The sequence below is a fragment of the Alloalcanivorax venustensis genome, from assembly GCF_047495515.1.
In the GTDB taxonomy this organism is placed as follows: domain Bacteria; phylum Pseudomonadota; class Gammaproteobacteria; order Pseudomonadales; family Alcanivoracaceae; genus Alloalcanivorax; species Alloalcanivorax venustensis.
The window spans coordinates 862,160-881,642 of sequence record NZ_CP179934.1; the positions used below are offsets into that span (position 1 = coordinate 862,160).

17 protein-coding genes are annotated in these 19,483 nt (G+C 63.5%); 5 read left to right on the plus strand and 12 right to left on the minus strand.

All coding sequences use genetic code 11. From position 1 onward, the window contains the following. Positions 1 to 86: 86 nt before the first annotated feature. Entirely contained in the window at positions 87 to 995 is a 909-nt protein-coding gene (locus ACMG4O_RS04150) for a complex I NDUFA9 subunit family protein (RefSeq protein WP_194854811.1), read from the plus strand. A 9-nt stretch (positions 996 to 1,004) separates the two neighbouring features. Here the strand turns inward: ACMG4O_RS04150 and ACMG4O_RS04155 are convergent, their stop codons facing one another. The 3 genes from ACMG4O_RS04155 to ACMG4O_RS04165 all read right to left on the minus strand — a co-directional run bounded on the left by ACMG4O_RS04155 (position 1,005) and on the right by ACMG4O_RS04165 (position 4,549). Continuing rightward, positions 1,005 to 2,621: a glucan biosynthesis protein gene (locus tag ACMG4O_RS04155; protein ID WP_194854810.1), complete on the minus strand. Its 1,617-nt coding sequence runs from the start codon at positions 2,619 to 2,621 to the stop codon at positions 1,005 to 1,007. A 68-nt stretch (positions 2,622 to 2,689) separates the two neighbouring features. Continuing rightward, a complete protein-coding gene (locus ACMG4O_RS04160; RefSeq protein WP_194854809.1) occupies positions 2,690 to 3,859 on the minus strand; it encodes a YbfB/YjiJ family MFS transporter in 1,170 nt (389 codons plus the stop codon). Between the two features lie 201 nt (positions 3,860 to 4,060). Continuing rightward, entirely contained in the window at positions 4,061 to 4,549 is a 489-nt protein-coding gene (locus tag ACMG4O_RS04165; RefSeq protein WP_194854808.1) for an FKBP-type peptidyl-prolyl cis-trans isomerase, read from the minus strand. 244 nt (positions 4,550 to 4,793) lie between these two features. Here ACMG4O_RS04165 and can point away from each other — a divergent pair, with 244 nt between their 5' ends. Beyond that, the gene (gene can, locus ACMG4O_RS04170) at positions 4,794 to 5,432 is read left to right on the plus strand and encodes a carbonate dehydratase (RefSeq protein ID WP_142947552.1); all 639 of its coding nucleotides are present in this window, start codon (positions 4,794 to 4,796) and stop codon (positions 5,430 to 5,432) included. A 6-nt stretch (positions 5,433 to 5,438) separates the two neighbouring features. On the opposite strand, the gene ACMG4O_RS04175 is transcribed toward can, so the two are convergent. The 9 genes from ACMG4O_RS04175 to ACMG4O_RS04215 all read right to left on the minus strand — a co-directional run bounded on the left by ACMG4O_RS04175 (position 5,439) and on the right by ACMG4O_RS04215 (position 13,257). Then, positions 5,439 to 6,005, minus strand: coding sequence for a c-type cytochrome (locus tag ACMG4O_RS04175; protein ID WP_142947551.1), 567 nt, complete (start codon positions 6,003 to 6,005; stop codon positions 5,439 to 5,441). Positions 6,006 to 6,099: 94 nt separating this feature from the next. Beyond that, positions 6,100 to 6,816 carry a copper resistance protein B gene (locus ACMG4O_RS04180; protein WP_142947550.1) on the minus strand — a complete coding sequence of 239 codons (717 nt, stop codon included), beginning with the start codon at positions 6,814 to 6,816 and terminating at the stop codon, positions 6,100 to 6,102. Then, entirely contained in the window at positions 6,813 to 8,717 is a 1,905-nt protein-coding gene (locus tag ACMG4O_RS04185) for a copper resistance system multicopper oxidase (protein WP_260547336.1), read from the minus strand. Before ACMG4O_RS04185 ends, ACMG4O_RS04180 begins: the two co-directional genes overlap by 4 nt. A gap of 50 nt (positions 8,718 to 8,767) precedes the next feature. Continuing rightward, entirely contained in the window at positions 8,768 to 9,139 is a 372-nt protein-coding gene (locus ACMG4O_RS04190; protein WP_142947548.1) for a hypothetical protein, read from the minus strand. A 57-nt stretch (positions 9,140 to 9,196) separates the two neighbouring features. Continuing rightward, entirely contained in the window at positions 9,197 to 9,979 is a 783-nt protein-coding gene (locus ACMG4O_RS04195; protein WP_142947547.1) for an SDR family NAD(P)-dependent oxidoreductase, read from the minus strand. A 72-nt stretch (positions 9,980 to 10,051) separates the two neighbouring features. Next, positions 10,052 to 10,753, minus strand: a complete 702-nt coding sequence (locus tag ACMG4O_RS04200) for a DUF6901 family protein (RefSeq protein WP_138773372.1) — start codon at positions 10,751 to 10,753, stop codon at positions 10,052 to 10,054. Further along, the gene (locus ACMG4O_RS04205) at positions 10,743 to 12,200 is read right to left on the minus strand and encodes a sensor histidine kinase (protein ID WP_414434492.1); all 1,458 of its coding nucleotides are present in this window, start codon (positions 12,198 to 12,200) and stop codon (positions 10,743 to 10,745) included. Before ACMG4O_RS04205 ends, ACMG4O_RS04200 begins: the two co-directional genes overlap by 11 nt. A 5-nt stretch (positions 12,201 to 12,205) precedes the next feature. Then, the gene (locus tag ACMG4O_RS04210) at positions 12,206 to 12,658 is read right to left on the minus strand and encodes a response regulator (RefSeq protein WP_138773370.1); all 453 of its coding nucleotides are present in this window, start codon (positions 12,656 to 12,658) and stop codon (positions 12,206 to 12,208) included. Positions 12,659 to 12,825: 167 nt separating this feature from the next. Next, complete coding sequence (locus ACMG4O_RS04215) at positions 12,826 to 13,257, minus strand: PaaI family thioesterase (protein ID WP_194854803.1); 432 nt, start codon at positions 13,255 to 13,257, stop codon at positions 12,826 to 12,828. Between the two features lie 500 nt (positions 13,258 to 13,757). Between ACMG4O_RS04215 and ACMG4O_RS04220 the strand changes: the two genes are divergently transcribed. Genes ACMG4O_RS04220 through ACMG4O_RS04230 form a run of 3 tightly spaced genes read left to right on the plus strand, consistent with a single transcriptional unit; the run spans position 13,758 to position 19,445 of the window. Then, positions 13,758 to 15,107 carry a TolC family protein gene (locus ACMG4O_RS04220; protein ID WP_194854802.1) on the plus strand — a complete coding sequence of 450 codons (1,350 nt, stop codon included), beginning with the start codon at positions 13,758 to 13,760 and terminating at the stop codon, positions 15,105 to 15,107. Next, positions 15,104 to 16,324: an efflux RND transporter periplasmic adaptor subunit gene (locus ACMG4O_RS04225; RefSeq protein ID WP_194854801.1), complete on the plus strand. Its 1,221-nt coding sequence runs from the start codon at positions 15,104 to 15,106 to the stop codon at positions 16,322 to 16,324. The genes ACMG4O_RS04220 and ACMG4O_RS04225 overlap by 4 nt, the downstream gene beginning before the upstream one ends. 13 nt (positions 16,325 to 16,337) lie before the next feature. Continuing rightward, positions 16,338 to 19,445, plus strand: coding sequence for an efflux RND transporter permease subunit (locus ACMG4O_RS04230; RefSeq protein ID WP_142947545.1), 3,108 nt, complete (start codon positions 16,338 to 16,340; stop codon positions 19,443 to 19,445). Positions 19,446 to 19,483: the final 38 nt, after the last annotated feature.

Here is a 19,483-nt window from a genome sequence, read left to right on the forward strand (position 1 = left end):
AGGTGTCAATCGCCACTGTCCGGCCGGGTAGGGGGGCGTTGAATACGGGCTGGCCGGGGCCGGCGCCGCTTCTCTAGGATGGGGACATGACAGACGACCTAATCACGGTGTTCGGCGGCAGCGGTTTCCTCGGCCAGGACGTCACCCGGGTGCTGCTCGCCCGGGGCCATACCGTCCGCTTGGTGGCCAGGCACCCGCAACACCCCCGCTTCGGCCGGGACCAGGAGAAGCGGCTGCAACGCCGCGCCGCGGACATCAGGGACCCGGGCGCGGTGCGCGATGCGGTGGCCGGCAGCCGCGTGGTGATCAATGCGGTGTCCCTGTACACGGAGCGCGGCGACCTGACTTTCGAGGCGATCCACGTGCGCGCCGCCGCCGGGCTGGCCGCCGCCGCCCGTGACGCCGGCGTTGCGCGGTTGCTGCAGGTGTCCGGTATCGGCGCCACCCTTAACTCGCCGTCGCCGTACATTCGCGCCCGGGCACGGGGCGAAGCGGCGGTGCTCGACGCCTTTCCCGACGCCGTAATCGTGCGGCCCGCCTCGCTGTTCGGCGCCGGGGACGCGTTGATTCGCTCCCTGGCGATGCTCAGCCGCGCCCCGGTGATTCCGTTGTTCGGGCGTGGCCTGACGCGGTTGCAGCCGGTCTGGGTGGAGGACGTGGCCGGGGCGCTGGCACGGCTGGCGGACCACACCGCGCCGGCGGCGGGGCTCTATGAGCTGGGCGGCGCCGAGACGCTCCGGTACCGGGCGCTGGTGGCCGCCGTGTGCCGTCATCTGGGGCGCCGCCGGGTGCGGCTGGCGGTGCCCTTCGTGCTCTGGCATCTGCTGGCGATGGGGTTGTCGCGGCTGCCGTCGCCACCCCTGACGCGGGACCAGCTCTGGCTGATGGCCAAGGACAACGTGGCCTCCCGGGAGGCGGACGGCTTCGCCGCCCTGGGCATGCGGCCACGGGGTGTCCGCGAGGCCTTGCCGGTCTGCCTGGGGCCGCCCCGCTAGACGTCGCGCTTAAAGGTGCGTCGGGTTGTGCAGGTCGCGCTGGTCCATGGGCGGTGGCGACCACTGATAAATCCAGGTTTCGGTGAGCGGCTCGCCGTTGTCCTTGCGCTTGAGATAGAGGCGCAGGTTGATCGGTGTGGTGTCGTCTTCCGGCGGCACCACGTCGAACATGGCCCGGTAGCCGTTGATGGCGTGCAGCGGCCGTGCCGAGGTGATCTCCACGCGGCCGGACGAGTGCTCGATCACCGGCACCACTTCCACGTCGCCGGCCAGGCCGTCGATGGGCCCGCCCAGGAAGTCCACCGCGAACCGCCAGCTGAAGTATTCCCGGGTCTGCCCGACCACGCCGCCGAGGCCGGTGCGGGTGGCCACACAGCGCGCCAGTGACGGCCGCGGCGCGCGGCCGGTCCAGGACAGGCGGTAGGCGAACAGGGCTTCCTCGCCGGGCTGTACCGGCTTGTCCGGGTTCCAGAACGCGACAATGTTGTCGAAGGTTTCGTCCAGGGTGGGGATCTCCACCAGCTGGATGCTGCCCTTGCCCCAGTCGCCCCGGGGTTCCACCCACAGGCTGGGGCGGCGTTCGTAGAACACGCCGTCGTCCTGGTAGTGATCGAAATTTCGGTCGCGCTGCAGCAGCCCGAAGCCGCGCGGATTGTGGTCGGCGAAGGCGTTGAAGCGCAGCTGGGGCGGGTTGACCAGCGGCCGCCAGATCCACTCGCCGCCGCCGGTGTGTATCGCCAGGCCGTCGGAGTCATGAATTTCCGGGCGCCAGTCCCAGGCCACCCGGCGGCTGTTTTCGCCCACCTGGTACATGCTGGTGAGCGGCGCCACCCCCAGCCGCTCGATCGGCTTGCGCGGGTAGAGGGCGGCGTCCACGTCCATGATCACGTCCCCGGACACCCGTCCGATGATAAAGCGGTAGGCGCCGGTGACGCTGGGCGAATCGAGGAAGGCGTAGACGATCACCTGGTCGGCGTCCGCCGGGCGTTCGAACCAGAAATGGGTGAATTCCGGAAACTCTTCCGGCTCCGACATGGCGGTGTTCACCGCCAGGCCCCGTGCCGACAGACCGAACTGCAGCGACGCGCTGGTGGCGCGGAAATAACTGGCGCCGAGAAAGGCGGCGATGTCCCGTTCCCAGTCGCTGTGGTGCAGCAGCCGGAAGCCGGCGAAACCCAGCCCCTCGGGCAGCGACGAGGTGTCCAGATCGGTGTGGCTGAAGTCGAACAGGTCGGTGCGGTAGGGAATCGGCCGGGCCCGGCCGTCCACCACTTCGTGCATCTTCACCGGGGTGTGGAAATTGAGGCCGAGATGGAAGAACTGCATGCGGAAGGCGGCGTCCCGGTCGTCCGCCCACAGCGCCTCATCATCGCGATACTGAATGCCCTGGTACTGGTCCCAGGACAGGTCGTCGATGGCCGGCGGGAGGTCCAGGCGGTGGCTGTGGTAGCGCTGCCCGGCGAAATGCCGCGCCATGCCTTTCAGCCAGGCGTAGCTGAACGGTTCGCCGGAGCCTTCGCCGTGGGCGCCGGCGGGCTGGCTGAGCACCCGCGCCAGGGCCGGCGCCGCCGGCAGCAGGGCGCCGCCGAACAGCCCCAGGGCCTTCAATACTGAACGTCGATCCATGTCGTCCTCTCCACTGTTTTCGTCGCCGTTGCGGCGTTCCGCTGTGCGAATAGAACGCCGGAGCGCGGCTAAGTTCCAGCCCGGCGGGCCAGAAACCCGGAACAGAACACTACCAGAGCGGCGCACAAGAGCACCGTGCCGCCGATCTCGAAAATCAGCGGGCCGCCGTTGGGGTGGGCGTACAGGGTGGCCATGGCGTAGGCGGCGCCGGCCTGGCCGACAGCGAACAGCGCGGTGGCGCGGCCCCAGGCGTGGGTGGCCCGGTGCGCCGGCACCAGCTCGGCCACCCGGCCCATGGTGCCGGCCACCATGGCCGGAATCATGGCGCCGACCACGAACGAGGACAGCGTCACCACCGCCAGGCCGGGCAGCAGCATCGGCATCATCACCGCCAGCCCCTTGCAGGAGAGCGCGCCGATCAGGGTCCAGTGCCAGCCCAGGCGCCGGGCGGCGGCGCCGGCCAGGAACGGGCCGCTGATTGCGCCGAAGGCGAACACCGCCCATTGACCGGCGGCGGCCCAGGTACCGAATTCCCGGTAGCGTTCCAGGTAATCGACCCAGAATACGGTATGCGGCACGAAGCCCACCGCGTCCATCAGGTAGGCGGCGTACAGCATGATCAGCAGAATGCCGGCACCGTTACCGTTGGCCGGGGCCTCCGCCACGGTGGGCATGGCCGGCCAGGCCCGCCACACCAGCAGGGTGGGCACCACGCAGGCCGCCGCCAGACCCACCCAGGCCAGCGCCAGCCCCTGGGTGATCAGCAGCGGCACCAGGGTGGCGGAGAACAGCACGCCCAGGCCGACGCCGGCGAAGATCCAGGTGGTGCCCCGCTTGCGCATGGATTCCGGCAACTGGGAGGCGATCAGCGACGGCGCGATCACCATCAGAAAGGCGCCGGTGACCCCGGCCACGAAACGCCACAGGCTGAACCACCACACCGGCGCCGCCCAGGCGCTGGCCAGGAAACCCAGCCCAACCAGCAGCACCGACGCCTTGATCACGCGGGTGGGGCCGAACCAGCGGCTGACGCGGCTCGCCAGCACCGCCCCCACCAGATAACCGAGCAGGTTGGCGGCGCCGACATAGCCGGCGTCCGCCTCGTTCAGCCAGCCGGCCGCGATCACGCCCGGCAGCAAGGCGGCGTAGGCGAAACGCCCCAGGCCGATGCCCACCAGGGTGGCGGAGCCGGCCATCAGCACCAGACGGCCGGGCGACAAACTCGGGTTGGGGGTCATGAGGGCTCCGGATGGGTCAATTCAGTGGCCCAGTTAATCAGAGCGCTTTTATAGCGGGAAATGGTTTTTGTAAATAGCGGGGATCGGATGCTCTATCAAGCAACCTTGGTGAGAGGTTGCCCGGCAAGCAAAAGGCCGGCGCAGGCCGTCCTCTCGCAAGCAGGCTCACTCCCATAAGGCCCCTCGCGGGGCCTCGGGGGCTTACTCTTCGTGGCCTTCGGGCCCGTGCACGTGGCCGTGCTCTTTCTCTTCGTCGGAAGCTTCGCGTACTTCGGTCACTTCCACGTCGAAGTTGAGGGTCTCACCGGCCAGCGGGTGGTTGCCGTCCACGGTGACCTGATCGCCTTCCACCTCGGTGATGGTGAAGATGCGCTGGCCCGCTTCGGTCTGCGCCTGGAACTGCATGCCCGGCTTCAGCTCGCCACCGGCGCCTTCAAAGGCGGACGTGGGGACTTGCTGGATCAGGCCTTCGTGGCGTTCGCCGTAGCCTTCTTCCGGGGTCACGGTAACTTCCAGCTTGTCGCCGGCCTGCTTGCCCACGAGCGCCTTTTCCAGGCCGGGGATGATGTTGCCGTGGCCGTGGAGGTAGTTCAGCGGTTCTTCACGCTGGCGCGAAGAGTCGATGGTCTGGCCCGCTTCGTTGGTCAGGGTGTAGTGGAAAGCCACTACGGTGTTCTCTGCGATTTGCATTGGGCGCCCTTTTGGGGTTGATGAATGTCCGACGCTGGGCGTCTCGGATGCCCGTAATGGTAACAGCCCCGTCGAGGGCTTGACCAACGCGGCGGCGGCCGTGGGCCGTGGCAACTGGCGCGAAATGACCGGCCGGGGCCGTAATGCTAAGGTTTTGAAAGACTTTTACCGTTGCACGGCGGCGCCGTTGCGGCATCATAGACGGCGCCTTGAATGGGCGGATTCCGATACAGGGAGCGCAACCGTGAAGACCCTTCCAGAACTTTTTGCCAACAATGACGAGTGGCGTCACCGGACCGAACAGAACCAACCTGGCTTCTTCAAACAGCTGGAGGGCCAGCAAAGCCCCCGTTTTCTATGGATCGGCTGTGCCGATTCCCGGGTGCCCGCCAACCAGATCGTCGGCCTGATGCCCGGCGAACTGTTCGTGCACCGCAACGTGGCCAACCTGGTCAATCACACCGACCTCAACCTGCTGTCCGTGCTGCAGTTCGCCGTGGATGTGCTCAAGGTGGAGCACATCATGGTGGTCGGCCATTACGGCTGCGGCGGCGTGCGTGCCGCCACCGAGGATCAACCCCACGGGCTGATCGACAACTGGCTGCGCCAGGTGCGCGAGCTTTACCTGCGCAACCGCAAGGCCCTGGCCGAACTGCCGGACGACGGTGCCCGCCTGGATCGCATGTGCGAGCTGAACGTGGCCCGCCAGGTGATCAACGTGGCCAACACCACCGTGGTCCAGGAAGCTTGGCGCCGCGAGCAGCCGCTGAGTATCCACGGCTGGATCTACTCCATCGCCAACGGCAAGCTCAGCGACCTGGACCTGGGTGTGAACAACAACCCGGAGCTGCGCACCCTGGAAGCGGACAGCTACAACGGTTGACCGGCGTTAATGCGCGTGCCCGCTGCCTCCGTGGTTGTGCCCGTGCCCTGACGGCGTTGTCGCGTGCTCGCCGTCACCGCCGGTCAGGTTAGCCCATTGCGATTCGGACATGTCCGGCAGGACATGCAATAGCGCCACGATGTCCCAGAGTGTCTCGTCGTCGTGGCTGGGGCCCCAGGCCGGCATGCCGCTCATTTTAATGCCGTGTTTGATCGTCCAGAATGCGCGGCGCGGGTCATGGATGCCGTGATCGGTCAGGTCCGGTGGTTGTGGATAGAGCCCGTCGCGCATGGCGCCGCTGCCTTGGCCCGGCGCCAGGTGGCAGCCGACGCACATGGCTTGGTATTGTTCCGCGCCCGCAGCCACGCGAGCGGGGTCGGAGAGGTCCCCGGGGACCGTTATGTCCTCCGCCCGGGCATCCACCGAGCGATGGCGGGCATAGCCGATCAACGCCTCGGTGGCCGACCAGTGCGGCTCATCGGCCGCGAAATTGTAGGCGCCGCTGACAACAAACACGCCCGCGCCCAACAGCAACAGGGCCACCAGCACCGACCACGCTTTTAATGTTTTCATAAACGCTCCTCGGATGTGCATTTGCGGTAATGTCTTGTGGTGAAAGGGTGCGCCGCCGAGCATCCGTTAATCGGGGCTCGACGGCGCCCGAGGGCTAGAACCAGAAGCGAACACCGGCCACCAGCGTGGTCTCGGAAACGTCGTCTCCAGCGCCACGGGTTTTGGCGGCGGTATCACCGAACTGCCGTTCCCAGTTCACGCCGATATAGGGCGCGAACTCGCGGCGGATCTCGTAGCGCAGTCGCAGACCGGCTTCGATGTCCGTGAGACCTTCGCCGATGCCGAGTTCTTCATCTTCCTTGCCGTAAAAGTTGGCTTCCACCGCCGGCACCAGGATCAGCTTCTGGGTAAACAGAATTTCGTATTCCGCCTCCAACCTCAGGTTGGTGAGTCCTTCCTCACCGACGAACAGGGTGGCCTCGCTTTCGAACAGATAGGGCGCCAGCCCTTGAACCCCGAAACTGGCCCAGTCCCGGTTCGGATCGTCCGGCTGCCAGTCCCGGCGGGCGCCGAGCTGCCAGTCCCAGAACGGTGCGAAGGCTCGGTTCCAGGCAACCCGGGTCTCGAAGCCTTCGGTTTCGCCGCCGTTGTCCATCAGGCGTTCGCCTTCGGTGCTGAGATAGAGCTTGTTCAGGTCGCCGCCGTACCAGGCGGCGGCTTCCCAGGCGGCCACGGTGCCTTCATCGGCGTCGCGGGCTTCGAACTCATCGACGATCACACGGCTGAACGCCGGCTCGTGCTTGTCCACCGCCTGAACCAAGGGTGACAGTGCTAGCAAAGCAGCGGCGGTTATCAGATGTGTCTGTTTCATGACCGTGCCTCCTTCGTCGTTGCGTTGTCGACCACGCGCACCTCGCGGAACATGCCGGCCTCCATGTGGTAAAGCAGATGACAGTGGTAGGCCCAGCGTCCGGTGGCATCGGCGCGCACCAGGTAGCTGAGTTTCTCGCCGGGTTTCACGGTGATGGTGTGCTTGCGCAGCAGTCGCCCGCCGCCCAGTTCCAGGTCGCTCCACAGGCCGTGCAGGTGAATCGGGTGGGTCATCATGGTGTCGTTGACCAGGGTGATGCGCGCCCGCTCGCCGTGGTAAAGCTCCAGGGGTACGGAGTCGGCGAACTTGATGCCGTTGAAGCTCCACATATAACGGCTCATGTTGCCGGTCAGGTGCAAGACGATCTCGCGGTCCGGCGTCAGGCTGTCCGGCGGGCCGCCGGCGGTCTCCATGTCCGCGTAGGTGAGGACCTTCCAGTCGCGTTCGCGCAGGCCGATGCCGGGATCGTCGAGCATTGCCGCCGGCGCCATGGCGCGCATGTCCACGCCCGGCCCGTATTCGGAATCCAGATGCTGGACGGCGCTGGTGCGCGGCGCCAGATCCGGGTTATCCGCCACGAACGCGAACGGCACCTTGTGGTCGCCGTCGTGCTGCATGCCTTTATGCTGCATCCCGGCATGTTTCATACCACCGTGACCCATGTCGTCGTGCTGCATGCCCTTCATGGCGCCATGGTCCATCTTGCCGTGATCCATCGCACCGTGGTTCATGCCTTCCATGTCGCCATGGTTCATGCCGGCCATGCCGCCCATACCCATTTCGGTGTGCCCCAACAGCGGCGGCGGGTCCATCTCCGGCACGGCCGCGCTCATGGCCGGGTCGGGGGTGAGGGTGCCGCGCGCGAAGCCGGAGCGGTCGATGCTTTGCGCGAACACGGTGAACGCTTGCTTTTTCTCGGGGGTGACGATCACATCGATGGTTTCCGCCACGCCCAGCCGGCATTCATGGAAGCGCACCGGTTTCACCGGCTGCCCGTCCATAGCCACCACGGTCATATCCAGGCCGGGGATGCGAATATCGAAGAACGTCATGGCGCTGGCGTTGACGAAGCGCAGCTTCACTCGTTCGCCGGGTTTGAACAGACCGGTCCAGTTGGCGTTCGGGCTGCGACCGTTAAGCAGGTAGGTATAGGTATAGCCGGTGACGTCGGCGAGGTCGCTCTGGCTCATGCGCATGGTGTTCCACATGTGCCGGTCCTTGAGCGTTTGCACCACGCCTTTTTCACGGAAGTCGCGCAGCGTGTCGAAGATCGTGCGCTCGTTGAAGTTGTAGTAGTGGCTGAGCTTTTTAAGGGTGGCGTAGATTTGCTCGGGTTTTTCGTCGCTCCAGTCGGACAGCACCATCACGTAGTCCCGATCCACCGGTTCCGGGTCCGCCTCGGCGGGATCAATGACGATAGCGCCGTAGACCCCGCTTTGCTCCTGGAAACGGGAATGGCTGTGATACCAGTAGGTGCCGTTTTGTTTGATCGGAAAGCGGTAAGTGAAGGTCTCGCCGGGCGCGATGCCGTCGAACGACAGCCCGGGCACGCCGTCCATCTGAAAGGGCAGCAGCAGCCCGTGCCAGTGGATGGAGCTGGTTTCCGGCAAGTAGTTGGTGACGTTAAGCGTTACGGTGTCGCCTTCCCGCCAGCGCAGGGTGGGCGCAGGCAGGCTGCCGTTGACCAGCGTGGCCGGGCGCGTGGTGCCGGTGAGATTCACATCGGCACCGCCGATCGCCAGGTTGAACGTGTTGCCGCTAAGCGTGGCGGCGCCGGTCTGGCCCTGGCTGGCGAGCAGTTTGGCGGGGCTCATGCCGAGCCCGCCGATGCCGAGAGCGCCGGTGCCCAGGGCCAGACCCTGGACGAAGCGACGACGCCCCATAAGAGGTGAAGTGGTCATGTCACGACTCCTGAATAGAAAGAGGTGCGCCCACGGGCGCATGGAACCTTTTAAATCGGGAGTAGTGCGGACGGTGGCCGCCAGGGGGAGGCGTGGAAGCCGGCGAGCCGCTCGCCGGCGCGGGCGATGTGACGCCTGGGGGTGACCAGGGGCGGTCGCGCCGGCGCCAGGCTGGCCGGCATGCCGTTGGCCTGGCAGGCCTGGGTGCAAGAGCAGGGCGCGCTATCGTGGGCGTTGCCCTGGCAATGGATCTGAACGCTGGCACTTCCGGCTTGCGCGCCCGCGCACGGCATTTCACTGGTGGTGCCGTGTGCCGGCCCCGCCATTACGTGGGCCGCCTGTACCGGCGACCACAGCAGCCCGCCCGCCAGCCAGAGCAGCAGAATCAGAAAACCAGGGCGGGACCGCAGTGATGAATTCATAGTAGAACTATAAAACCCCGGGGCAGCCCCGGGGTCAAGTTAAAGCGGTGGGAGGAGTTAGCGGCGCACGCCGCTGGCATTGAGGTGGCTGCCGCCGTCCACCAGGATCGCTTCGCCGGTGGTCAGGTCGCCGCCGATCACCAGCCCCAGCACCGCCTGGGCCACGGTTTCCGGGGAGGCGGCGTCGTTCAGGGCGGCGCCGGCCTTGGTCTTGGCCAGCAGGTTGGCGTAAGCCTCCTTGCCCAGCCCTTTCTCCAGCCATTCGCCCTGCACGAAGCCCGGGCAGATGGCGTTGACGCGGATCTCCGGGCCCAGCACCCGGGCCAGGGATTTGGTCATCGTCAGCAGGGCGCCCTTGGAGGCGGCGTAGGCGATCGAGCTGCCCACCCCGGCGAGGCCGGCGATGGAGGCCATGTTGATGACCTGGGCGGTGCCCGCCTGGCGCAGCGCTTTCTCGGCGGCGCGGGTCATCTGGTAGGGCCCCACGGTGTTCACCGCGTAGAGGTGCAGGAAATCGTCCTTGCTCAGGCCATCCAGGTCCTGGTGGGCGCAGAACTTGGTGGTGCCGGCGTTGTTGACCAGCACGTCCAGGCGGCCGAACTCCGCCAGGGTCGCTTCCACCAGGGTCTGGCACTGGGTGTCGTCGGACACGTCCGCCTGCTGAACCAGGGTGCGGACGCCGAACGCCTCGCAATCCTTGGCCACGGCGCGGGCGCCCTCTTCGTTACGGCTGTAATTGATCACCACGTGGCAGCCCTGCTCCGCGAACAGACGGGCGGTGGCGGCGCCGATGCCGGAAGACGAACCGGTGATCAGAGCCACGGCGTTTTTTAGTTTCATGTTGATAGTCCCGAGACAAACGAAAAAGAAAATCGACGTTAACACGCCGGCCGCTGAAAGCGCATCGGGTTGCTAGGGGGCGGGGCCGGCGGCCTGGCGGAACAGCCCGGCCAGGTCGTCGAGCTGCTCGTGCAGTTCGCCGTTCACTTCCTTGGTGAGCACATGCAAGAGAATCATCGCGTTGATTGGCGCGTCGGAGCCGTCGGGGTGACGGAAACGACGCACGAAACAGCGGTTCAGTTCCCCCAGATTGCGGTAGGCCCGGTCCATATCCTCCAGGTTCAGCGGCAGCTCGGGGTTGTCCCGTTTCGCCAGGTAGCGCTGCAGCAGAAAGAAGCCGGCGGCGCGCGTCAGGGTTTCCGTTTCCGTGCTCACCGGCAGATGGAACAGGGCCATGGGCCGCAGGAAGCGGGTGTGCGGGCAGTCGCTGAGTGCGCACACCAGCCCGAACAGGGAGCTGAGCGCCCGCTGCGCCGTGGTATCCAGCAGGTATTCCCGCTCCCGGGTGGCGACGCGCAGATGAATGGGGTCGAAGGAGTGACCCAATTGTTGTTCGGGGAGCAGCCACGCCAGGTTGCGGGCGATCGGACAATAGCGGTGTTCGTCGCGGCTCAGCGGGCAGTGCGAGCACTGGCAGTGTTCCAGCAGGGCCCAGTCCGGGGGCACGAAATCCGGGTCCACGGCCAGGCCGTGGCTCTCCGGTTCCTGGTGCAACTTGATGTGGGTTACCTGCCCGTCGGTGTCGGTCAGCTGGTAGTGGATATCAGGCTGCATGGGCACGCTTCTTTTCCGCCAGCGGCAGGCGGATGTCGATGCGGGTACCCTCGCCGGGCGCGCTGGTGGCGGTGAGGGTGCCGCCGTGGCGTTGAATAATGTCCTGGGAGATGGACAGCCCTAGGCCGGTGCCCTGGCCGATCGGTTTGGTGGTGAAGAACGGCTCGAAGATCTGTTCCAGCTGGGCCGCGTCCATGCCCGGGCCGTTGTCGGTCACCGACAGGCAATACGACTGCTCGTCGCTGTGCGCTTCGATGCGGATCTCGCCATCCTGCTCCACCGCCTGGGCGGCGTTGACCAGAATGTTCATCAGCACTTGAGAGAGCTGACTCTCCGAACCGTTCACCGGCGGCAGATCCGGCGGCAGGTGGGTGGTGACCCGCACGCGCTCCAGTTCGTGGCGTGCCAGGTTCATGGACGTGGCCACGCAGCGGGACAGATCCACCGGCTGATAGCGTTCCTGCTCGTTATGGGAAAAGTGCTTCAGGTCGCGGATGATTTTCTTGATCCGGTCGATGCCTTCGCTGGTTTCGCGCATCAGGTGGGGATGATCGTTAAGAATCATTTCCAGCGAATCCATATTCAGGCGCAATGACTGTTCCGCCTGCAGAAATTGTTCAAAGCGTTCCGGGCTGATACGGCGGCGCAGCCCGGCGATCACCTTCGACAGGGTGGTCAGGTACTGCTCGCTGCGGCGCAGGTTGGCGGAGACGAAGGCAATCGGGTTATTGATTTCGTGGGCGATGCCCGCGGAAATCGTGCCCAGGGAGGCCATTTTTTCCGAATGCAGCAGCATCGACTCCACCTGGTTGATCTTATCGTCCTTGTCGCGCACCGCCTGGATCAGTTCACTGTTCTGCGCCTTGATCTGGGTGATGTCGGTGCCGAAATAAATATAGCCGTCGTCCTCATCGGTGATGTACGACAACGGGAAAATAAACATATTCACCCAGTACAGCTCACCGTCCTCGCCCCGGCCGCACACCTCGCCGCTCCAGACGCCGCGGCGCGCCTGCTCGCAGCGCATGAAATGCGCGCTCAGCTCAGGGCGGTCCTTGGGGTGGTGCATGCTTTCGTGCTGGCCGATCAACTGCCGGAAGGAAAAACCGCTGAGTGACAGAAAGCGGTCGTTGGCGAAGGTAATGATGCCTTTTTCGTTGGTGGTCATTACACAGTATTCATCGATGATCCGCGCCAGCGGACCGAGCACCCGTTTGTTGAGTTTGTACTCGTCCGCGTTCACTTCGATCAACCGGAGTTTGCGGCCGAAGGAGCTCTGGCTCAGCGAGGCGAATTCCGACAACTTGGCTTCCACGTTCATGGAGGCCCGGTAGGTTTTGTACATGAAGAAAATGATGATCAGCAGGATCACCGTGGAGGACATCAGAAACAGCCCCTGGCTCCCCAGCCCGGCAAACGGCCCCTGTAACGATGTAAATAGATCCATGCGGGTTACTCCCCGTCGTAACCCATGCTTCTGAGGGCTTCGCGCTGGTCGCGAACGGTCTGCGCGAGAATTTTATTTTCCACCAGGATATCGCGGAACTTCAGCCCCTCTTCGACACTTTCCAGCAACTGATCGTCGTCCCAGGGTTTGGGCACGAATCGGAAGGCGCCGGCCTGATTGATGGCGGACATCAGGGTGTCGATATCGATCACTCCGGTCAGCAGGATACGGATGGTATCCGGCTGCATGGTCCGCAGCTCCTGCAGCATTTCGATGCCGTCCATGTCCGGCATCCGGTAATCGGTGATCACCGCGTCGAATACCGTGGTGCGGGCGCGCCGTAACGCGGTGGCGGCGTCCGTGTAGGTTTCCACTTCCCAGTCCGGCCGCGTCGCCAGAACCCGGTTCAGCGCCTTGAGAATATAATCTTCGTCGTCGACAACCATGATGCGGTACATGGTGATCTCCCCTTGCCCCTTGAACCTGTTCAAATTATCGGCGCCGCTGGTTAAAAAGTCATCACCGTTCACGGCGCGCTCATTTATTCTACGAAGATACTACTACGGATTCCGCTTGAACAATCCATTTCATCGCCTTGCCGGGACCCCTTGTCGCCCCGTAATTCTCAGGCGCCGCCCGGGGTGATGATGGATTTGGTCACCGAACCGGTGGCGATCAGCTTCTCGCTGCCGTCGGGTTTCACCGCCAAGGCGTCCGCGCGCATTGCCGCCAGGGTCCGGCCGAGCCGGTCCACGCGGGCGCGGATAACCACCCGGTCGCCTTTGAAGGCGGCGCGCAGCACACTGGTGTGGGTCTCAATCGACACCGGATGCTTGTCCGCCTCCAGCAGGGTCAGGCAGGCGAAGAAGCAGGCCACGTCGAAGAACGTGTAGAGCATGCCACCGTGAAGCGAGCCCTCCGGGTTGAGGGTGAAGTCGTTGAGTTCGATTTCCACTTCGCTTTCGCCGTCGGCGGCCTTATGCAGGCGCAGGCCACAGGCGCGGTGAAGCGGGTGGGACAGCACGTCGTCACGGACTTCTTCGAAACGGCTGGGCATATCATTCTCCTTGGCCGGGTGTGTCAGGGGCGTTGAGTATAGGACAAAATGTCCGGTTGCCGAACGAGGTAGAGGCCGGTAGCATTTAGTTCATGATCCGTCTTCTGAATGCCCTCACACTCCTTGCGGTCCTGACCAACAGCCTGGTCTGGAGTGGCGATGTGGTGGCGCATACCCTGGACAAGGACGGACATTCCCACGCTGAGGCCACCAACGAGCCCTCCCAGCTTCACATCGTCACCTCCACGCCTCAATCGGACGACGGAGACGGTGATCGGCATCACTGCTGCCATCAGGCTTCCCACTTGAGCGGACTGAGTGCGGTCCCGGTGGCATTTACGGTGATTAGTAGCCCGGCATTGTCGATTGCTCCCAGCAGTCCTCCTATCAGCGGATTCTTTCGCTCCCCCTTCCGACCTCCCTCTGTCTGATTCACTGGACAAGTTTGACGGCGCTTCAGCGCCGATTTGATTCCCTGAATCACGCATACAGAGGTCTTTATGAACCGACCGTGGAAGTTGGTCGTGCCGGCGGCGTGTGTCGCCCTCGGCCTGGCGGGTCCTGTGCCCGCCGATCAGTTCAGCATGGGGCGGGTGGGCGATTATCTGGCCGAAAAGCCGGTTAACGAATCCGTCTCTCTTTCACTGCAGCAGGCGCTGGAAAAGGCGCTCCGGCGTAACAGTGCGCTGCAGTCGGCGCGCGCTGGCGTCGGACGTTTCGAGGGCCGTCTGACACACGCCAGTCGGTGGTTGCCCGCCAATCCGGAATTATCTCTGCAGGTCGCGGAGAGGGACCAGGACGGACAATCCAGTACCGATAAGGGCATCCGATTGTCCCAGGAAATTTGGATTGGCGGGCAACGGGGGCTTGGTAAAGCGGCGGCGTCCGCACGGTTGACCGCCGCCGAGCAACGGCTTGCTTTTCTCGAAACCAGTGTGCGCGCGCGAGTGCGCCTTGCCTATCTGGAAGCCTTGCTGGCCCGGGAAAGCGTTGAAACCGCTGAGCGAGCCGAGACCCTGACTGGAAAACTTTACCAGTTTGCGTCACAGCGTTTTCAGGCCGGGGCCGCCACCCAGCTAATACTCAATACCGCCCGTATTGGTGCCGCCCGCGCCCGTGCGGCACTGGTTGATGCCCGCCGGGATCATAAACGGGCTCGATTGGCGCTGATGGAACTGCTGGTGATGGATCCGGAAAGCGCCCGTTTGCGTTTGACCAGTGAACTGAGCCTGGACCGCTTTAACCTGCCGAGTATGGGCCCGCTGTTGGGAGAGGCGCTCAAGCGCCGCCAGGACCTGGTCGCCGCGGCCAGGGAGGTTGTCGCCGCGCGCAAGACACTGTCCCTATCAAAACGCCAGCTGATTCCAAATCTCAAAGTGTTCGGTTTCATGAAGGAAGAAGAAGGTGCGGACGTTGCGGGTCTGGGCGTGTCCATGCCCATTCCGGTGTGGGATACCCGCTCCGGTGAAAACCAGGTGGCGCGCGCGGAGCTGGAGCAGGCGCGCATCGAAGAAGATGCGTTGCGCTTGCAGGTTCGCACCGAAGTGATTGGCGCGGTAACCGACTACAACGCCGCTCGACAACGGCTTGAGGTATTCGGCAAGGATGTCCTGGCCAGCGCCGAGGAAAACGTCCGGCTCACAGAAAAAGCGTTTCGCGCCGGTAGTGTTGGCGCGCCGACCCTGGCCATGGCCCAGGACGATCTTATCAACACGCGAAGGGAATATCTGGATGCGCTGCGTGAAGCGATTGGCGCCGCCGCGGCCCTGGAGAGGTCCACTGGCGGTGTGGTGGCGCTGCGTGAAGCCGGAACCGAACAACTGAAGAACGCGGGAGATTCCGAATCATGAAAGTAGCCACGACGATCACGACAATGGTGTTAACTCTGGCGTTGGCGGGATGCGGTGATGCTTCTCCCGGACATGACGATGAGACCGGCCACGCCAAAAAAGAGGCGGGCCACGAAAGGTCGGAATCGGGCACCGAACACGGCGACCATAATGAAGAAGCGGGCTCGAAAGTCTCTTTAACTTCGGAGCAAAGCGCCTTGTTGAACCTCAAGACCGACAAGGTGCCCGGTGGTCGAGCCGATCAAACCATCCAGGTGCCGGCCAGCGCGCATTTCAATGCGGACCGTATCGCCCATGTGGGCCCCTTGCTCTCGGGCAGAGTGGAGAAAGTGGTTGCCGACCTCGGAGACCGGGTGGAACCCGGTGATCCACTGGCTGTCCTGTCCAGCCCGCGACTGGGCCAGGTCAAGGCGCGCTACTTGAGAAAACAGGCGGAGTTCGAGGCCGCGGCCGCCGATTTGCGCAGGCAAAGCCGCCTTGCGAAACAGAATATCGTCAGCCAGGCGGACCTGCTGGACACCCGCGCCCTTTATCGCGGTGCCCGCGCGGAAAGAAACGCCGCAAAGGCGGCGTTGCGGGCCATGGGGCTCACCGCAGAGCAAATAGCCGCGCTGGATCAGAACGATGACCTGAGCCGGTATGTATTGACCAGCCCCCTGGCCGGTGTCGTGGAAGAGCGCGATCTGGCGCCGGGGCAGATACTTTCGACGGAGCAGACCCCGATTATGGTGGTCGACGCGAGCTCTCTTTGGGTGTTCGGTCAAGTGTACGAGAAAAACGCGGATTTGGTCGCCGTGGGCCAGCCGGCGCGTTTCGACACCGTGGACGCAGCGGTCGATGGAAAAATCGACTGGGTGGCCAGCCGGCTTGATCGCGAGACCCGCACTTTGAAGGTCCGTGCGTTGATCGATAACTCTTCTCACAACATTAAAGCCGGCCAGTACGGTGATCTGACCATAACCCGCCAGGTGGCCGATCCGGTGCCTTTGGTGCCTGTCGATGCGGTGCAGACCATCAACGGGCAGACGCACGTTTTTGTGCCCGGTGACAAAGACGATGAGTATCGTGCCCAGGAAGTGCAAACCGGCGAGGAAGCCAACGGTTTAATCGAGATCAAAAGCGGTTTGCAGATTGGCGCTTCCGTAGTGACGTCCGGCGCTTTTGACCTTAAGTCCGCGCTCACCGCCAGCGGTCGTAGCGCCGCGCACGGCCACTGATCGGGAGTTCAATATGATCGAAAGATTGATTGATGCCGCGCTGCGTAACCGCTTGCTGGTACTGGTATTCATGCTCGGTGTCGCCGGTTGGGGGGTGCTCTCCTGGCGGCAGTTGCCGGTGGATTCGTTCCCGGATGTGACGCCAAGCATGGTGCAGATTTTCACCGCCTCGCCCGGCTTGTCGCCGGAGGATGTGGAAACCCTGATCAGTTATCCGGTGGAAATATCCATGTACGGCCTGCCGGGTCTGAAGCGGGTGCAGAGCACCTCGATCTTCGGGCTCTCCAGGGTCAATGTGTATTTCTCCGAAGACACAGATGTCTACTTCGCACGCCGCCTCGTGATGGAACGACTGGCCAAGGCGCGCGCCGAGATTCCCGGCGACCTTGGCGAGCCCCAGTTGGGGCCCATCACCAGCGGCCTCGGTCGGGTGATGATGTACACCCTGGAAACCGAGCCGGACAGTGACATTTCGTTGACGGAGCTGCGTGAGCTGCAGGATTGGGTGGTCAAGCCCATGATGCGCACGGTGCCGGGGGTGACCGGCGTGTTGTCTCTCGGTGGCTATGAAAAGCAGTACCAGGTCCGGCTTGATACGCGCGCTCTACTGGCGCGGGACCTTACCGTCGCGGATGTACGCGGAGCTATTACCGCTAACAATAAGAATGTGGGCGCCTCCTTTATTAATCGCGCCGGGGAAGAGAACGTGATCCGCGGTTATGGATGGGTGCCCCCGGGTAACGCCGGCTTGGATGCTATCCGTGACATCGTCATCCGTGCCCACGAGAGCACTCCGGTAACAGTCGGTGACGTGGCGAGTGTGGAGTATGGGCCGGCCATTCGCCGCGGTGCGCAAATTGCCAGTGGTGCCGAATCGGTGGGCGGCTATGTTCTTAAGCTGCTTGGTTCCAATACCAGTCAAGTCCTAAAGGACGCCAATCAAAAGCTTGAACAAATCAACGGCGCACTGCCCGACGGTGTCAGGGTAAAAGCGTTCTACTCGCAAAAGGAGTTGATCGATAAGGCGGTGGGAACCGTGGAGTCGGCGTTACTGCAGGGCGCGGTGCTGGTGATATTGATTTTATATCTCCTGTTGGGGAATCTGCGCTCCACGCTGATCGTGGTCGCCAGCCTGCCTCTCTCCGCGCTGTTCGCGTTCATCGCGATGCGCTATGTGGGGCTATCCGCCAACCTCATGAGTCTGGGGGGGTTGGCTATCGGCCTGGGCATGATGGTGGACGGTTCGGTGGTGATCCTGGAAAACATCTTCCGGCATATGGAAAATCGCGCCGAGGAGAATGTTTCCATGGCCAGGCTGGCCAGTGAGGCGGCGCGTGAGGTGGCGCGCCCCATTGTGTTTGCCAGCAGTATTATCATCATCGTCTTCCTGCCGCTTTTCACGCTGCAAGGCGTGGAAGGGAAAATGTTCTCGCCGATGGCCTACACCATCGCCTTCGCATTGCTCGGCGCCATGATTGTAGCATTGGTGCTGGTGCCCGCGCTGATGACCTATGCCTTCAAGAAGGATGGCAACTACGGTGAGCCGCGACTGGTGGGCTGGTTAAAGGATCGTTATCAGCCCGTGCTGGACAAGGTTATGGCCTGGCCCAAGGTGGTCGCCGGCGCGGCGGTACTGGTTCTGGTGCTGGGTGTATCGGTGTTTCCGCTCCTGGGCAGTGAATTCGTGCCGACCCTTCGTGAAGGGACGCTCATGGTGCGCTCTACCCTGCCACCGGCTGCCAGCCTGGACAGTGCTATCGGTTATGCCAAACGCATACAAACGGTGTTCGAGGAATTCGAACCGGTAACCGGCACCTACTCCAGAGTCGGGCGCGCTGAGGTGGGCGGTGACCCCGAACCCGTAAATGTCATCGCCACCACCATCACACTCAAACCCCTTGGTCAGTGGTCCGGCGACTACGACTATGAAGGGTTGCAGTCGGCCATGTCCGATGCGGTGGCGGACCGGCTGCCGGGGCTGGCCAATAATTTCTCTCAGCCGATTCAGTTACGTACCGACGAACTGTTATCCGGTATCAAGGCACAGATCGCGATCAGTATATTCGGTGAAAACTTCGGAGAACTCGCCCGTATCGGTGAGCAGGTCAAACGTATCGCGCAAGCCACGCCTGGCGCTGTCGATGTGCGCATGCAGCAGCAAGGGGGCAAGCCGCAGATCCGAATCCGACCGGACAGGGAGGCGATGGCCCGCTACGGTTTGAGCGTCGACCAGCTGTTCGCCACTGTGGAAACCGGTATCGGCGGCGACGCGGCCGGTCAAGTGTTCGAAGGTATTAAGCGCTTTGATCTGTTCGTGCGGCTGCGCGAGGAGCAACGCGACACGGTGTCGGCGATTGAAGACCTTTTGATCCGAACGCCGGCCGGCGCGGTGATACCGCTGACCCGCGTCGCCGATGTGGAGCGCTTCATCGGCCCGAAAATGATCTCCCGCTCCAAGGCCAGCCGGCGCCTGTTCGTGCAACTGAACGTGCGCGGCCGGGACATGGGCGGGGTGGTCACGGAGATACGTCGTAAGGTCGCCGAACAGGTGGATATGCCGACCGGCTATTTCGTCGAATACGGCGGTCAGTTCGAGAATCAGCAACGGGCCATGAAGCGTCTCTATCTGGTCGTGCCTGTGACTCTGGCGCTGATCTTTCTGCTTCTGTACACCGCCTTTAACAGCTTGCGTTATGCCGCGCTGATTTATCTGAATGTGCCGATCGCCACCATGGGTGGGATTTTCGCATTGTGGCTATCGGGCATGTATCTCTCCGTATCCGCCGCCGTCGGCTTTATCGCCGTGTTCGGCGTCGCGGTACTCAACGGCGTGGTCCTTGTGAGCTACATAAACCAATTGCGTGACGAAGGCATGGACGTTTTCGAAGCCGCCCGAACCGGCGCCATGCGGCGCTTGAGACCGGTGCTGATGACCGCGCTTACCTCTATGCTGGGCCTGCTTCCGCTGCTGATCGCCGATGGCATTGGCGCCAACGTTCAGCGTCCACTCGCCGCCGTGGTCGTGGGGGGCTTGATAACCTCCACCTTGCTGACCCTGCTGGTCATTCCGGTGGTCTATCCCTGGTTTGCCGGCGCCCGCCGGGACGATGTTGAATTCTAAAATCTGAGAACGGCCGGCATCGTCGATGGCGGCCGATA

What these genes read in the sequence shown, in the direction of transcription:
- ACMG4O_RS04150 (WP_194854811.1), top strand. Translation starts at nt 87, where the DNA reads ATGACAGACGACCTAATCACGGTGTTCGGCGGCAGCGGTTTCCTCGGC.
- ACMG4O_RS04155 (WP_194854810.1), bottom strand. Translation starts at nt 2,621, where the DNA reads ATGGATCGACGTTCAGTATTGAAGGCCCTGGGGCTGTTCGGCGGCGCC.
- ACMG4O_RS04160 (WP_194854809.1), bottom strand. Translation starts at nt 3,859, where the DNA reads ATGACCCCCAACCCGAGTTTGTCGCCCGGCCGTCTGGTGCTGATGGCC.
- ACMG4O_RS04165 (WP_194854808.1), bottom strand. Translation starts at nt 4,549, where the DNA reads ATGCAAATCGCAGAGAACACCGTAGTGGCTTTCCACTACACCCTGACC.
- ACMG4O_RS04175 (WP_142947551.1), bottom strand. Translation starts at nt 6,005, where the DNA reads ATGAAAACATTAAAAGCGTGGTCGGTGCTGGTGGCCCTGTTGCTGTTG.
- ACMG4O_RS04180 (WP_142947550.1), bottom strand. Translation starts at nt 6,816, where the DNA reads ATGAAACAGACACATCTGATAACCGCCGCTGCTTTGCTAGCACTGTCA.
- ACMG4O_RS04185 (WP_260547336.1), bottom strand. Translation starts at nt 8,717, where the DNA reads ATGACCACTTCACCTCTTATGGGGCGTCGTCGCTTCGTCCAGGGTCTG.
- ACMG4O_RS04190 (WP_142947548.1), bottom strand. Translation starts at nt 9,139, where the DNA reads ATGAATTCATCACTGCGGTCCCGCCCTGGTTTTCTGATTCTGCTGCTC.
- ACMG4O_RS04195 (WP_142947547.1), bottom strand. Translation starts at nt 9,979, where the DNA reads ATGAAACTAAAAAACGCCGTGGCTCTGATCACCGGTTCGTCTTCCGGC.
- ACMG4O_RS04200 (WP_138773372.1), bottom strand. Translation starts at nt 10,753, where the DNA reads ATGCAGCCTGATATCCACTACCAGCTGACCGACACCGACGGGCAGGTA.
- ACMG4O_RS04205 (WP_414434492.1), bottom strand. Translation starts at nt 12,200, where the DNA reads ATGGATCTATTTACATCGTTACAGGGGCCGTTTGCCGGGCTGGGGAGC.
- ACMG4O_RS04210 (WP_138773370.1), bottom strand. Translation starts at nt 12,658, where the DNA reads ATGTACCGCATCATGGTTGTCGACGACGAAGATTATATTCTCAAGGCG.
- ACMG4O_RS04215 (WP_194854803.1), bottom strand. Translation starts at nt 13,257, where the DNA reads ATGCCCAGCCGTTTCGAAGAAGTCCGTGACGACGTGCTGTCCCACCCG.
- ACMG4O_RS04220 (WP_194854802.1), top strand. Translation starts at nt 13,758, where the DNA reads ATGAACCGACCGTGGAAGTTGGTCGTGCCGGCGGCGTGTGTCGCCCTC.
- ACMG4O_RS04225 (WP_194854801.1), top strand. Translation starts at nt 15,104, where the DNA reads ATGAAAGTAGCCACGACGATCACGACAATGGTGTTAACTCTGGCGTTG.
- ACMG4O_RS04230 (WP_142947545.1), top strand. Translation starts at nt 16,338, where the DNA reads ATGATCGAAAGATTGATTGATGCCGCGCTGCGTAACCGCTTGCTGGTA.